Source organism: Nonomuraea sp. NPDC049709 (assembly GCF_040674815.1).
GTDB lineage: Bacteria > Actinomycetota > Actinomycetes > Streptosporangiales > Streptosporangiaceae > Nonomuraea.
Window position 1 is genome coordinate 1 of sequence record NZ_JBFANM010000026.1, and the last position, 13596, is coordinate 13596.

At 71.1% G+C, this 13596-nt stretch carries 16 protein-coding genes; 7 read left to right on the forward strand and 9 right to left on the reverse strand.

What is annotated here, in order from left to right; all coding sequences use genetic code 11:
- The coding region (locus tag AB0J69_RS25895; protein ID WP_364122383.1) for a winged helix-turn-helix domain-containing protein at positions 1 to 309 on the reverse strand (309 nt) is incomplete at its 3' end.
- 109 nt (positions 310 to 418) lie between these two features.
- On the opposite strand from AB0J69_RS25895, the gene AB0J69_RS25900 reads away from it, so the two are divergent.
- From AB0J69_RS25900 to AB0J69_RS25915, 4 genes are all read left to right on the forward strand, one after another.
- Entirely contained in the window at positions 419 to 1456 is a 1038-nt protein-coding gene (locus AB0J69_RS25900; protein WP_364122096.1) for an ABC transporter ATP-binding protein, read from the forward strand.
- Between the two features lie 75 nt (positions 1457 to 1531).
- Positions 1532 to 2740, forward strand: coding sequence for an ABC transporter substrate-binding protein (locus AB0J69_RS25905; RefSeq protein ID WP_364122098.1), 1209 nt, complete (start codon positions 1532 to 1534; stop codon positions 2738 to 2740).
- Complete coding sequence (locus AB0J69_RS25910; protein WP_364122101.1) at positions 2737 to 3567, forward strand: ABC transporter permease; 831 nt, start codon at positions 2737 to 2739, stop codon at positions 3565 to 3567. Before AB0J69_RS25905 ends, AB0J69_RS25910 begins: the two co-directional genes overlap by 4 nt.
- The gene (locus AB0J69_RS25915) at positions 3564 to 4370 is read left to right on the forward strand and encodes an ABC transporter permease (RefSeq protein WP_364122104.1); all 807 of its coding nucleotides are present in this window, start codon (positions 3564 to 3566) and stop codon (positions 4368 to 4370) included. Before AB0J69_RS25910 ends, AB0J69_RS25915 begins: the two co-directional genes overlap by 4 nt.
- Here AB0J69_RS25915 and AB0J69_RS25920 read toward each other — a convergent pair.
- From AB0J69_RS25920 to AB0J69_RS25955, 8 genes are all read right to left on the reverse strand, one after another.
- Positions 4328 to 4648 (reverse strand): hypothetical protein, encoded by a 321-nt coding sequence (locus AB0J69_RS25920; RefSeq protein ID WP_364122107.1) that lies wholly within the window; start codon positions 4646 to 4648, stop codon positions 4328 to 4330. The two genes, AB0J69_RS25915 and AB0J69_RS25920, sit on opposite strands and share 43 nt — an antisense overlap.
- A 2-nt stretch (positions 4649 to 4650) precedes the next feature.
- Positions 4651 to 5571, reverse strand: a complete 921-nt coding sequence (locus AB0J69_RS25925) for a hypothetical protein (RefSeq protein ID WP_364122109.1) — start codon at positions 5569 to 5571, stop codon at positions 4651 to 4653.
- A 296-nt stretch (positions 5572 to 5867) separates the two neighbouring features.
- Positions 5868 to 7337: a sulfatase-like hydrolase/transferase gene (locus AB0J69_RS25930; RefSeq protein WP_364122112.1), complete on the reverse strand. Its 1470-nt coding sequence runs from the start codon at positions 7335 to 7337 to the stop codon at positions 5868 to 5870.
- Entirely contained in the window at positions 7334 to 8302 is a 969-nt protein-coding gene (locus tag AB0J69_RS25935) for an aliphatic sulfonate ABC transporter substrate-binding protein (protein WP_364122115.1), read from the reverse strand. The genes AB0J69_RS25930 and AB0J69_RS25935 overlap by 4 nt, the downstream gene beginning before the upstream one ends.
- Positions 8303 to 8330: 28 nt before the next feature.
- Positions 8331 to 9110, reverse strand: a complete 780-nt coding sequence (locus AB0J69_RS25940) for an ABC transporter ATP-binding protein (RefSeq protein ID WP_364122118.1) — start codon at positions 9108 to 9110, stop codon at positions 8331 to 8333.
- Positions 9107 to 9916, reverse strand: a complete 810-nt coding sequence (locus tag AB0J69_RS25945) for an ABC transporter permease (RefSeq protein WP_364122121.1) — start codon at positions 9914 to 9916, stop codon at positions 9107 to 9109. The genes AB0J69_RS25940 and AB0J69_RS25945 overlap by 4 nt, the downstream gene beginning before the upstream one ends.
- Complete coding sequence (locus AB0J69_RS25950; RefSeq protein WP_364122124.1) at positions 9913 to 11160, reverse strand: ROK family protein; 1248 nt, start codon at positions 11158 to 11160, stop codon at positions 9913 to 9915. The genes AB0J69_RS25945 and AB0J69_RS25950 overlap by 4 nt, the downstream gene beginning before the upstream one ends.
- Before the next feature lie 369 nt (positions 11161 to 11529).
- Positions 11530 to 11865: a putative quinol monooxygenase gene (locus AB0J69_RS25955; protein WP_364122127.1), complete on the reverse strand. Its 336-nt coding sequence runs from the start codon at positions 11863 to 11865 to the stop codon at positions 11530 to 11532.
- 113 nt (positions 11866 to 11978) lie between these two features.
- Between AB0J69_RS25955 and AB0J69_RS25960 the strand changes: the two genes are divergently transcribed.
- The 3 genes from AB0J69_RS25960 to AB0J69_RS25970 are packed head-to-tail and all read left to right on the forward strand — an operon-like array spanning position 11979 to position 13595.
- Positions 11979 to 12791, forward strand: coding sequence for an ABC transporter ATP-binding protein (locus AB0J69_RS25960; RefSeq protein ID WP_364122130.1), 813 nt, complete (start codon positions 11979 to 11981; stop codon positions 12789 to 12791).
- Entirely contained in the window at positions 12784 to 12981 is a 198-nt protein-coding gene (locus AB0J69_RS25965; RefSeq protein WP_364122133.1) for a hypothetical protein, read from the forward strand. Before AB0J69_RS25960 ends, AB0J69_RS25965 begins: the two co-directional genes overlap by 8 nt.
- Complete coding sequence (locus AB0J69_RS25970; RefSeq protein WP_364122135.1) at positions 12978 to 13595, forward strand: NAD(P)H-dependent oxidoreductase; 618 nt, start codon at positions 12978 to 12980, stop codon at positions 13593 to 13595. The genes AB0J69_RS25965 and AB0J69_RS25970 overlap by 4 nt, the downstream gene beginning before the upstream one ends.
- Position 13596 lies beyond the last annotated feature (1 nt).

Consider the following 13596-nt stretch of genomic DNA (forward strand, 5'->3'; position numbering starts at 1 on the left):
GTAGTGGTCGCCCAGGTCCCGCAGCTCGTCCACGGCGAACGCGCGCAGCCGAGCCCCGAGCTCCAGCGGCTCCCGCGGCGTGCGGACGAAGCTGCCGCCGCCCCGCCCGCGGCGCGTCTCGACCAGCCCCCGCTGGCGCAGCGCCATGAGCGCCTCCCGCAGCGTCACCGTGGAGACGCCGAGCCGCGCCGCCAGCTCCGCCTCCGAGGGGAGCTGCTCCCCGTCGGCCAGCAGGCCCAGGGCGATGGCGTCGGCGAGCCGGCGTACGACGGCGTCCACCCGGCCGGCGCCTCCCACGGGTGCGAACACGGCCAGGTGGGACCCGCTCGCCGCCATCGCCCCCACCCCTCCCACGTCAACGACATTGATACAGGAATCACTCTTGTCGCGAAACATTTGAAATCATATGTTTTCGGTTATGCCAGGCAGCGACGCGGCCGTGGGGTTAACCGGGCTGCGCAAGGAGTTCGGGCCGGTCACGGCCGTGGACGGCATCGATCTCGAGGTCCGCGACGGCGAGTTCTTCGCGATGCTCGGCCCGTCCGGGTCCGGCAAGACCACGGTCCTGCGCATGATCGCCGGTTTCGAGACGCCGACCGCCGGCACGGTCGAACTGGGCGGCCGGGACGTCACCCGCCTGGCCCCCTTCGAGCGCGACGTCAACACCGTCTTCCAGGACTACGCGCTGTTCCCGCACATGAACGTGCGGGCCAACGTCGAGTACGGCCTGCGCGTGAAGCGGACCCCCAGGGCCGAGCGGCGCGAGCGGGCCGCCGCCGCGCTGCGCTCGGTACGCCTGGAGGGCTTCGAGGGCCGGCGCCCCGGCGAGCTCTCCGGCGGCCAGCGCCAGCGGGTCGCGCTCGCCCGGGCACTGGTCAACCGGCCCCGCGTGCTCCTGCTGGACGAGCCCCTCGGTGCGCTCGACCTCAAGCTGCGCGAGGAGATGCAGGTCGAGCTGAAGGAGCTGCAGCGCGAGGTCGGCATCACGTTCCTGTTCGTCACGCACGACCAGGAGGAGGCGCTGACGATGAGCGACCGGGTCGCGGTGTTCGACCGGGGCCGGATCGAGCAGGTCGGCACGCCGGCCGAGATCTACGAGCGGCCCGCCACCGAGTTCGTGGCCGGGTTCGTGGGCACCTCCAACCTCATCTCCGGCGCCGCCGCCGAGAAGATCCTCGGCCGTCCGGGCACGTTCAGCGTGCGCCCGGAGAAGCTGCGCGTCGTGCCCGGCGAGGCCGGCGGGGCCGGCCCCGGGGAGCACTCCGCCACCGGGACGGTCGCCGAGGTCGTGTACGCGGGCGCGGCCACCAGGTTCGTCGTCGACCTCGACGCCGGCGGGCGGCTGATCGCGCTGCAGCAGAACCTCCAGGTCTCGTCCATGGAGGTGATGGGGCTGAGAGGGGCCCGGGTGCGGCTCGTGTGGCAGCGGCGGCACGAGTTCGCCATCACCTCGTGAAGCAGGAGTCCCCGTCAAGCAGGAGCCCTCGAAGCAGGAGCCCTCGAAGCAGGAGCATCGTCAATAGGAGAAGGCATGCGACCGACCGGAACAGTCATCACCGCGGCGGCACTCGTCCTGGTCACGGCCTGCGGTGGCGGCTCCACCACGCCCACCGGCGGCGCGGCCCCGGCGCCGGGCCATACCGGCTTCGTCCCGCCGAAGATCGACGCCCTGCAGAACCTCGGCACCGGCGAGGGCGAGGTCAACCTCGTGGCCTGGGCCGGCTACGTCGAGGACGGCACCAACGACCCCAAGGTGGACTGGGTCACCCCGTTCGAGCAGGAGACCGGCTGCCAGGTGAACACCAAGGTCGCGGGCACCTCGGACGAGATGGTCACCCTCATGAGGACCGGCCAGTACGACGCCGTCTCGGCCTCCGGCGACGCCTCCCTGCGCCTGATCGCGGCCGGCACCGTCGCGCCGGTCAACACGAGCCTGATCCCGAACTACACCGACGTGTTCGACGGCCTCAAGAGCAAGCCGTGGAACTCCGTGGACGGCGTCCCGTACGGGGTCCCGCACGGCAGGGGCGCCAACCTGCTGATGTGGCGCACCGACACGGTCAAGCCCGCCCCCGACTCGTGGAGCGTGGTGTTCGACCCGAACTCCCCGTACAAGGGCAAGGTCACGGCCTACGACTCGCCCATCTACATCGCCGACGCCGCCGTCTACCTGATGGCGACCAAGCCCGACCTCGGGATCAAGAACCCGTACGCGCTGGACGACAAGCAGTTCCAGGCCGCCGTCGACCTGCTCAAGCAGCAGAAGCAGATCGTCGGCGAGTACTGGTCGGACTACACCAAGGAGATCCAGGCGTTCAAGAGCGGCGACTCCGTCGTGGGCACGACCTGGCAGGTCATCGTCAACGTGGCCAAGAGCGAGAAGGCCCCGGTGGAGGCCGTCCTGCCGAAGGAGGGCGCCACCGGGTGGTCGGACACGTGGATGGTGGCCGCCAAGGCCGCGCACCCGAACTGCGCCTACCGCTGGCTCGACTGGATCATCTCGCCCACGGCGAACGCGCAGGTCGCCGAGTATTTCGGTGAGGCCCCCTCCAATGCCAAGTCGTGCGAGGAGACCGCCGACGCCGAGCATTGCGAGACCTTTCACGCCACCGACGAGACGTACTTCTCGAAGGTCCACTACTGGACCACCCCGATCGCCCAGTGCCTCGACGGCCGCACGGACGTGAAGTGCAAGGACTACTCCGAGTGGACGCGGGCCTGGACGGAGATCAAGGGTTGACCCGAGTCGCGGCCTTTCTGCACCGCAGGGCGGGCGTACGGCTGTCGCTGCTGCTGTCGGCGCCGCTGGCGTGGCTGGGGCTGGCCTACCTGGGGGCGCTGGCGGCGCTGCTCGTCACCGCGTTCTACAGCACGGACACCTTCACTGGCGAGCTGGTCAGGACGTTCACCTGGGCGAACTTCCGTGACCTGGTCACGGTGGAGGTGTACCGGACGATCGCGCTGCGCTCGATCGGGGTGGCGCTCGCGGTGACGGCGATCGACCTGGTGGTGGCCTTCCCGATGGCGTTCGCGATGGCCAAGCTGGCCTCGCCGCGGGCGCGGCGCTGGCTGGTGATCGCGGTGCTGACGCCGCTGTGGGCGAGCTACCTGGTCAAGGCGTACGCGTGGCGGGTCATGTTGTCGTCGGGCGGGCTGCTGGGCTGGGGCTTCGGGGTGACGGCCACGGTGCTGACGCTGGCGTACCTGTGGCTGCCGTACATGATCCTGCCCATCTACGCGGGGCTGGAGCGGCTGCCCGGCTCGCTGCTGGAGGCGGCGGGGGACCTCGGGGCCCGGGCCGGGCGGGTCTTCCGCACGGTCATCTGGCCGCTGACGTTCCCCGCCGTGATCGCGGGGTCGATCTTCACGTTCTCGCTGTCGCTGGGCGACTACATCGCCGTCAAGATCGTCGGCGGGAGGAGCCAGCTCATCGGGAACGTGGTCTACGACAACATCGGTGCGGCCAACAACCTGCCGTTCGCGGCGGCCGTGGCGACCGTGCCGGTCGTGATCATGCTGATCTACCTGGCGGCGGTGCGCCGTACCGGGGCCTTGGAGAACCTGTGAAGCTGTCCCGCCTGTCCCGGCTGCTGCTCCGGCTCGCGCTCGCCGCCGGGCTGGTCGTGATCTACGTGCCGCTGCTGGTCGTGCTGCTCAACTCGGTCAACGCCGACCGCACGTTCGGCTGGCCGCCGTCCGGGCTGACGCTCCGCTGGTGGGAGGCGGCCTGGGCCTCGTCGGGGGTGCGCGACGCGCTGTGGACCTCGGTGCGGGCCGGGCTGGGGGCCACGGCGATCGCGCTGGTGCTGGGGACGATGGCGGCCTTCGCCGTGCAGCGCTACCGCTTCTTCGGCCGCGAGACCGTGTCGCTGGTGATCATCCTGCCCATCGCGCTGCCCGGCATCGTGACGGGGATCGCGCTCAACAACGCCTTCCGCACCGTGCTGGAGCCGTTCGGGGTGGGGCTCGGGCTGTTCACGGTGGTGGTCGGGCACGCCACGTTCTGCGTGGTGACCGTCTACAACAATGTGCTGGCGCGGTTGCGGCGTACGGGGACGAGCATGGAGGAGGCGTCGGCGGACCTCGGCGCGGGGCCGTTCACGACCTTCCGGCTGGTGACGTTCCCGATGATCCGGTCGGCGCTGCTGGCGGGCGGGCTGCTGGCGTTCGCGCTGTCGTTCGACGAGATCATCGTGACCACGTTCACGGCGGGCGCCCGGGTGCGCACGCTGCCGATCTGGATCTTCGAGAACCTCTTCCGGCCGAACCAGGCGCCGGTGGTGAACGTGGTGGCGGCCGCGCTCATCGTGGCCTCGGTGGTGCCGATCTACCTGGCCCAGCGGTTGTCGTCCGACGTCGGCCCGCACTGACCGGCCGCCGCCTCCTCGCGCAGCCGCCTGGCCCGGCGGCGCAGGTTCTCGGCGGTGGACAGGCAGGAGTCTTCGAGGTCGTCCATCTCGCGGCGCAGCCGCAGCACCTGCGTCAGGAACCGCTGCGCGGCCGGGCCCGTCCAGTAGGACGCGCAGTCGCCCGGGCGCGTCGGGATGCCCTCGAACGCGTCCGACAGGCCCCTGGCGTACCGCGTGAAGGCGGCGGCCAGCGACTCCTTCTCGGCCGCCTCGCGGAGCAACTGGTGCCTGTTGTGCATGCTCAGCGGCCCTCGATCTCGGCGCCGACCTCGTCGATGCCGCGCACGACGTTGACCCAGGCCCGCTCCCGCAGCCCGTCGGCGCCGGCACCGGGCTTCATCGCCTCGTGCAGCACGCCCACTAGCGCCTCCTCGATCGCGGGGTCGGCCGCGGCGGCGGCCAGCAGGACGCGGGTCTCGCGCGGGTGCTCGGCCAGCAGCTGCTGGAAGGCCAGCGGGTCGCGCCCGTACGCCGCGATCAGGCCGTGCGGGCTCCAGCCCGGATCCGGCGGGCGGTTCAGCAGCCCCACCGCCACCCGGTTGAGGAACGTGCCCGACTGCCCGGCCAGCGTGACCAGCCGGGTCAGCACGTCGGGCGGGGCGCTGTCCAGGAGCGCGTACCACTCGTCCCCGAGCCGCCCGGTGCGTTCGGCGCTCGCGAACGCCTCGGCCAGCCCGCCGTCCAGCGCCCGGGTGAAGGCGTCCGGCCCGAGGGCCGCCAGCAGCGCCGCCGCGTACGCGGGATCGCCGGCCTTGCCCTCGATGTCCGGAACCTCACCGCCGGCCGCACCGTCGTCGTCCGCACCGTCGCCATCCGCACCTGCTTCGGCCGCGCGGATGGCGCCGGCCGTCTCCTCGGCGGCCCGCCGGGCCTCCGCCTCGCTGCCGAAGGGGAACGTTCCGGTGAGCATGCCTCGCTCGCGCACCGGCACGAGCTGCTCCAGCGTGTCGATGCGCCACCTCAAGTCCTGCTGGGACTCGTGGTAGAACGCCCAGGTGCGGTGCATGGCCGTGGTGCCCTGGCGGCCGGTCCAGTCCTGGCCCGCCTCGGCGATCGCCGCGTCGAGCCCGGGCCGCGTCCCGCCGAGGACTCCCTTCCCCGCCTCCAACCGGCGGATCAGTTCTTGTGCGCCGCGGGGGTCGATCCCTACGAACTCCCCCATGAACCCTCCCAGAGGGTGTGGTTACCAGGCGGGAGTCAAGCACACTGGGAGTACCGGACGGGACACGTTTCGCAGAACGGGAATCGGAGGATCAGTCGCGATAAGTCCGGACGTAGTCGAACTTGGCGACCGCGTCCTTCGAGCGCAGGATCGGCAGGATGCGCTCGCCCCTGCCGTTGAACACGGGGTTCTGGGTGCCGTAGGCGTACCAGAGGCCGTCCCTGGCGCGGATCGTGGTCGGGTCGGGAAGGTGTCGACGACCCCCGCCGCCAGGGCGGCGAGGCCGATGAGTTTCTTCATCGACCAGTGGTCTCTTTCTCGAAGGAACTCAGCGTGGGGTCGTAGTCCAAGGTGCCGATGTCGTACATCGGGGTCATCCAGTGGTAGAAGTTGTCGCCGCGGTCGCGCAGCAGGTCGTACAGCCTGCGCATCAGGCGGCGGCGGACCGGGGCCAGCTCCGGGTGGGTGTACCGGTTGCTCAGCTCGTGCGGGTCGTCCCGCAGGTCGTACAGCTCGTTGATCGACTCCGGGTTGACGACCAGCTTGTAGCGGTCGTCGCGGATCATGCGCTGCGGGTAGGGGAAGTGGTGGCCGTGGAACTCCGCGAGCAGCTCGGCCGGCCACTCGGGGTGCTCGCCGCGCACGAGGGGCACCAGGCTGCGGCTGTCCACGGCCGGCTTGGTGTCGCAGCCCGCCAGGTCGAGGATCGTCGCCGTGCAGTCGGTGAGGTTGACGAACTCGTTCCTGACCTGCGGCGGCTGGCCGGGGACGCGGACGATGCCGGGGATGCGGTAGATGTCCTCGTACATCGCCGGGCCCTTGTCGTGCAGCCGGTGGGCGCCGGTGAACTCGCCGTGGTCGGCGGTGAAGAAGACCGCCGTCCGGTCCGACAGGCCCAGCTCGTCCATGCGGTCGAGGATCCGGCCGATCTGCTGGTCGATCAGCGTGACGTAGCCCCAGTAGACCGCGATCAGCTTGCGGGTCACCTCGATGGGGATCGTGTCGAACGTCCAGTGCGCGCTGTAGTTGCGCTGCACCGGGGGCTTGCCCTCGAACGTCTCCGCGATCGACGGCGGCAGCTCGACCAGGCTCGGGTCGTACATGTCGAAGTACTCGTCGGGCAGCAGGTACGGCAGGTGCGGCCCGAAGAAGTGCGTGGCCAGGAAGAACGGGCGCCCGTCCGCCGCGTACCGCTCCATGTGCTCGATCGCCCGGGTCGCCAGGTAGTGCTCGAACGTGGCCTCGACCGGCTGGTGCAGCCGCGCCGCCAGCAGGTTGCCCTGGTTGCCGTTGGGCGTGGTGCCCCGGACCAGCTCCGAGATCCGGTACGGCGGCAGCCCCCGCTCCTCCAGGTACGCCAGGTAGTCGGGGTGGTCGACCGGGTTGTGCCAGCCGGGCAGGTCGGGGCCGTCGAAGCCGTACGAGGCGGCGTTGCGGCTGGTCCCGCCGTGCCACTTGCCGATCAGCCCGAGCTGGTAGCCGCGGTCCTTCAGCGCCTCCGGGAAGGTGAAGGCGTCCTCCCGCAGGTCCTCCAGATAACCGACGTTGCGCTCGTAGTTCGCCAGCAGCCGGTGCCGGAACGGGGCCTGCCCGGTGAGCAGGCTGGCCCGCGCGGGCGTGCAGATGGCCGTCGGCGTGTAGAACCGATCGAACCGCGTGCCGGTGGCGGCCAGCCTGTCCAGGTTGGGCGTGGCCACGTGCGGGTTGCCGTAACAGCCCAGGGTGTCGACGCGGTGCTGGTCGGTCATCAGGAACAGCAGGTTCACTTGGTGAAAGCCTTTTCGTAGAGGTCGCCGGTGTAGTACGTCGCCGGGTCCGGCTTCGACTTGAGCTGGCCGGTGCCGACGAAGAAGTCGCCCAGGCTGTTCAGCCACTTGGCCACGGTGCCGTCCTTGGTCTTGGCGACCAGGTCGGCGGTCGTCATGGTCTGGACGTTGGCGGCGTCGGCCTTGACCTTGGCCGCGTCCAGCTTGAGCAGGGCGGCCGCCTCGGTGATCGACTCCTCGGGGTGCGCGGCCCGCCAGTCGTTGGCCTCCTGCAGCACCTTGATCACCTTGTTGGTGAGCTCGCCGTCCACCCCGGTGCCGCCCACGAACGCGGTCGGGAACGAGTTGTCGGGGAACTCCTTGGTGCTGGCGATCTCCACCATGTCGGGCACCTGCTGCTTGATGTTGCCGATCAGCGGGTACCAGATGCCGGCCCCGTCGATCTGCCCGGCGGCGAACGCCGAGACGACGGTGGCCGGGTCCATGGGCACCTTCTGGATGTCCTTGGCCGTCATGCCGGCCTTCTGCAGCGCCAGGTTGAGCACCATGTCGCCGGACGTGCCCTCCGGCACGCCGATCTTCTTGCCCTTGAGGTCCTGCATGGTCTTGACACCGGGGCGGCCGATGACGCGGTCGGCGTACGCGAGGGTGTTGATCGCGACGACCTTGGCCTTGCCGGAGGCGGGCAGCCACATCGCGCCCGGGCCGATGTAGCCGAAGTCGAGGTCACCCGCGCCGAGCGCCTGGATCTGCAGCGGCCCGTTGGTGAACACCTTGATCTCGGGCGTGAGCCCCTGCTTCTCCCACATGCCCTGCTTCTGGGCGATGGCGAGCAGGCTCGCGCCGTTGTAGTCGCTGATGTAGCCGAACCTGACCGTGGAGCCGTCGTCGGAGCAGGCTGTCACGGAGAGTGCTATCAGGCTCACCGCCGAGGCGGCCGTCAGGGCGCGACGAACAGAACGCATGGCGGATCAGTCCTTTCTGGGGGGTTTGTCAGGCCGCCGATGCGGCGGGTGCCTGGTGGTATACGGCGTGCCAGACCTCGTTGCGGATCCGCCCGAACTCGGGCGACAACCGCATTTCCTCGGTCCTCGGGTAGGGCAGGTCGACGTCGATGATCTGCTGGATGCGGCCGGGCCTGGCGGCCATCACGATCACCCGGCTGGCCAGGTAGACGGCCTCGTCCACGTCGTGGGTGATGAACATGACCGTGCGCTGCTCCTGGCTCCACGTGTCGAGGAGCTGGTCCTGGAGTTGCACCCTGGTCAGGGCGTCGAGGGCGCCGAACGGCTCGTCCATGAGCAGGACCCCCGGGTTCACCGCGTACGCGCGGGCGATCGCGCAGCGCTGCTTCATGCCGCCGGACAGCATCTTGGGCAGCGCGTCGGCGAAGTCGGACAGCCCGACCAGCTCGATCGCCCGCTCGGCCCGCCGCCTGCGCTCATCGGCCGGCAGCTCCATGAGCTTCAGCCCGAACTCGACGTTCTTGCGCACGGTCAGCCACGGGAACAGCGCGTACTGCTGGAAGATCACCCCCCGGTCCGGACCCGGCCCGGTGACGGGCCTGCCGTCCACGAGCACCTCGCCCGAGTCCGGCTCGACCAGCCCGGCGGCCATGCTCATCAGCGTGCTCTTGCCGCAGCCCGAGGGGCCCACGACCGTGACGAACTCGCGGTCGGCGATGTCCAGCGACACGTGGTCCAGCGCGGTGAAGGTTTCGTCCTTCATCGGGTAGGTCTTGACCACGTCCCTGAACGAGATCTTGGTGTTCATCGGCGCTCCTGCCAGTTGGTGAGGCGTCGCTCGGCCAGCAGCAGCAGCCGGTCCATCAGCAGGCCGAGCACGCCGATGGCGATCAGGCCCACGAAGATCGTGGACAGGTCGTAGTAGAGCTGGGCCTGCTGCATCCGGAAGCCCAGGCCCTCCTGGGCGGCGATCAGCTCGGCGGCCACCAGCGTGCCCCAGGCCGAGCCGAGCCCCACCCGCATCCCGACCAGGATGAACGGGGTCGAGGCCGGCACCACGACCTTGAGGAAGATGGTCCGGTCCGACGCGCCGAGCACGCGGGCGGCGTTGATCAGCGTCTTGTCCACGTCCACCACGCCCTGGAACGTCGCCACGACGCTGGACAGGAACGACGCCAGGAAGATCACGAAGACCTTCGGCACCTCGCCGATGCCCATGAGCACGATGGCCAGCGGGATGATCGCCAGCGGCGGGATGGTGCGGAAGAACTGCACGTACGGCTCCAGCAGGCCGCGCGCGGTGGCGTACCAGCCCATCAGGAAGCCGATCGGGACCGCCAGCAGCGTGCCGAGCAGGAAGCCGAGCAGCACCCGGCGCAGGCTGGCCAGGGAGTCCATCAGCAGCGTGCCGTCGGCGACCAGCTCGCCGGCCTTGCCCGCCACCTGGAGCGGGTTGGGCAGGCCCTGCACGCCGATGGTGGCCAGCAACGTCCAGATGAGGAGGCCGATGACGACCGCGATCAGGTTGAGCGCTACGGCGCGCCGCGAGCGCTTCGGGCCGCGCCGCACGGCCGGAGCCGCCGACGACTTGCCCAGCGCGGTGAGCTGAGTCATGGGTTCATCAAGTCCTCTATTGCGAGATCCGGTCCTGCCGGATAGCGAGAAAGCAGCGGGGATTCGTGCAGCACCAGGGCTATCCCGCCGAGGGCGCCGGCCACCTCGCCGAGCGTGGCCCGGCGCAGGCTCACCCGGTGCCGGGAGACCGGCATGACGTGGTCGCGCAGCGCCCGCTCGATCGGCTCGGCCAGCGCGTCGCCGGTCTCCGCCAGCTCGCCGCCGATCACTATGACGCTGGGGCCGATCGCGTTGCACAGGGCCGCGAGCATCTCGCCGATCCTGGTGCCGACGCCGTCCAGGAGCGTCAGCGCACTCGCGTCGCCGGCCTCGACGGCCTTCACCAGCTCGCGCACGTCGCCGGCCCGCCCACCGGCGGCGCGGTAGGCGTCCAGCACGGCCCTTATCGAGGCGACGGTCTCCAGGCAGCCGGTCCCGCCGCAGTCGCAGCGGGCGCCGTCCGGCTCGACCGTGATGTGGCCGAACTCGCCGGACAGCCCGTACGCGCCGCGGTGCAGCGATCCGCCGACCACCAGCCCGCCACCGACACCGTGGGACAGGCGCAGGTACAGCACGTCCCGCCCGCCGGCGGCGGCTCCCCAGATCGCCTCTCCGAGCGCGGCGAGCCGGGTGTTGTTGTCGATCAGCACGGGCACGCCGAACCGCTCGCGCAGCAGCGTCTGCACGGGATGCGGGACCGCCTCCCGAACGTCTCCGTCCCCCCGGTCCACCCCCGCCTCCTCAGCGGGATCCCCGGCGGGGCCGTTGACGGGGCCGACCACGCCGACGCCGATCGCGCTCAGCGCGCCCAGCCGCAGCGCCCCCGAGCCCGTGCCCGTCAGCGACCCGACGAGCCGCTCGGCCAGCGCGACGCGCTGCTCCCACGGCAGGTCGGCCGCGTGCGGCTCGCTGGCCGAGCCGACGATCTCGTGGGCCAGGTTGACGGCGGCGACGTGCAGCCCGCGGCGGGCGAAGTCGATGCCGATCGCCTGGCCGGCGTCGGGGTTGAGGGTCAGGGTCTCGGCCGGCCTGCCGCGCCCGCGCGGCGCCTCCTGCGCGGTCGCGGTCACGACCGCGCCGCTGGAGACCAGGTCCGCGAGGATGTCGTACAGGGTCGTGCGGGACAGTCCGCAGTGCTTGCCCAGCTCGCCCCGGCTGAGCGGGCCGTGCTTGCGCAGCAACCCGAGCACTAGCTCTTCGTGCCCGCGCCGGAGTTGTGACAGGGGGCCACGGGGATGTGACATGTGCAGAGTCTGCCGACGCCGCCGCTTTTTCGTCAATAACCCGGAAAAAACGTATCAGCCCTGACATGTGGCCTGTGAGCTGGAAGAACGCCCATATCGAGGATGCACGGGGCTCGTAACGTTCGCGTAACGAGGCGTGCGTGGCGTCCGGGGACGAGTCGTACGACCGGGCTTGGCGCAACCGCCGCCGGGGCGCCGTCGGCGGCACCCGACGGCGGCGACATCGGTCCGCGGCGCGAGTTCTCGCTCCCTGCCGGGCTGCCGGCCGAGCGCGCCGGCCCCGGCCGTCACCGCCGAGCGGCCGGGTGGCGGCGGGCGCCGGGCCGCTCACCCTGTTCGGCTACGGCAACGTGCGCGGCGCCCGCTGGGTCACTCCGCCTTGGGCGGGACGGCCATCTCGCCCAGCTCGGACCAGCCGTCCTGGTCGAGGGTGGTGTTCACGATGCGGGGCGTCTCGGCGAGGTGGGGCGGCAGCGTCCGCTGGGCCTGCTTGAAGTGGGCCGACTGTACGTGCGCCGCCCCCGCCTCGCCGTCCCTGAACGCCTCCACCAGGACGTACTCGGTGGGGTCGTCGAGGCTGCGGGACCAGTCGAACCACAGGCAGCCGGGCTCGGCGCGGGTGGCCGCGGTGAACTCGGCGGTGATCTCCGGCCAGCGGTCGGCGTCTTCGGGCAGGGTGCGGAACTTGGCGGTGATGAAGATCATGAGCTCTCTCGATCGTCAGCGATGTCAGGGGACGAGCCTATCGACGAGGGATTCTCTACATCTCATGTAGGAAATGTTGACTTTGTGCGTACCTGACTCGTAGCTTCGTACGCATGAGCCAGGGCCTTCACCTCAGCCTCAGGAACGTGACCAAGACGTTCCAGGGCGACGCCGGCGAGCCGTTCACGGCGCTGTCCGGCCTCGACCTCGACGTGCGCGGCGGCGAGCTGCTCACGCTCGTCGGTCCCAGCGGCTGCGGCAAGTCCACCGTCTTCGCCCTCATCGCCGGGCTCACCCGGCCGACCGCCGGCCAGGTCCTCATAGACGGCGCGCCCGTCACCGGGCCCGCGCTCGACCGGGGCGTCGTCGTCCAGCAGCACGCCCTGTTCCCCTGGCGCACGGCCCAGGCCAACGTGGAGTTCGGGCTGGAGGCCAGGGCGGTGCCGATCCGGGAGCGGGCGCGGCGGGCGCGCGAGCTGCTCGGGGTCGTGGGGCTGTCCGGCGTCGAGGAGCGGTATCCGTACGAGCTGTCCGGGGGTGAGCGGCAGCTGGTGGCCATCGCGCGCAGCCTCGCGTTCGACCCGGGCGTGCTGCTGATGGACGAGCCGTTCGCCGGGCTGGACGCGCGGACGCGCGAGTGGCTGCAGGAGCGGTTCGTACGCGTCTGGCGGCACACCGGCAAGACCGTCGTCTTCGTCACGCACGACGTCGGCGAGGCCGTCTGTCTCGGGCGGCGGGTCGCGGTGATGACGGCGGGCCCGGGCCGTGTCAAGGAAGTAGTGAAAGTGGGGATTGATCCCATGGAGGGCGGTTCGCGGGCGCATCCGGCGTTCGCGGAGCACCGGCGGCACGTAGGGAGCCTGCTGCGCGACGAACTCGCCGCGGCGCGGGCGCGGGAACGGAAGGTGACGGCCTCCCATGGCTGAGACGACGACATCACGCTGGGACCCGGCGTCGGGCGAACGCGAGGGCGACGTCCACTGGTACGACCTGCCGGACGACGAGGCGGAGGAGGGTTTCGGGCTCGACGCGGAACCGCGTGCGGACCTCGGCCGCAGGAGGTGGCCGGGCCTCGTCACCGGCTGGGCGCGCGCCATCGTGGCGGTGGGCCGATGAGCGTCGTCGTACTGGTCGGCAACCCGCGGGAGGGCTCCAGGACCCTGACCGTGGCAGCGGAGGCGGCCCGCGCGGTCAAGCAACGCCTCGACGCACCCGGCCCCGGGGTGGCTGGGGGCGGGGTGGCAGGGGGTGCCGGGATCAGCGCCGGGATCAAGGCGGCCGGCAACGGGTCCGTCGGGCTCGGTGAAGCGGTGCCGTTCGAGGTGGTGGACCTGTCCGCGCTCGGGCCGCACCTGCTGTCCCCCGGTTCGTCCCCAGGCGTGGAGGTGGCACTGGAGCTGGTGGCGGAGGCCAGCGTGCTGGTGGTGGCCAGCCCGACCTACAAGGGCACCTACACCGGCCTGCTCAAGTCGTTCCTCGACCGCCTGCCGTCCCAGGCGCTGGCGGGCAAGGCGGCGCTGCCGCTGCTGGTCATGGGGGACGCCAGGCACGCGCTGGCGGTCGAGGTGCACCTGCGCCCGCTGCTGGTGGAGCTGGGCGCGACCGTGCCCACCCCCGGCCTGGCGGTGCTGGAGTCCGAGCTGCCCCGGCTGGCGGAGGTCCTGGCGGCCTGGGCGGACCGGGTCGCGCCCCAGGCGGCCTCCGTGATCGAGGACCGCGCGCGCCGCTGAT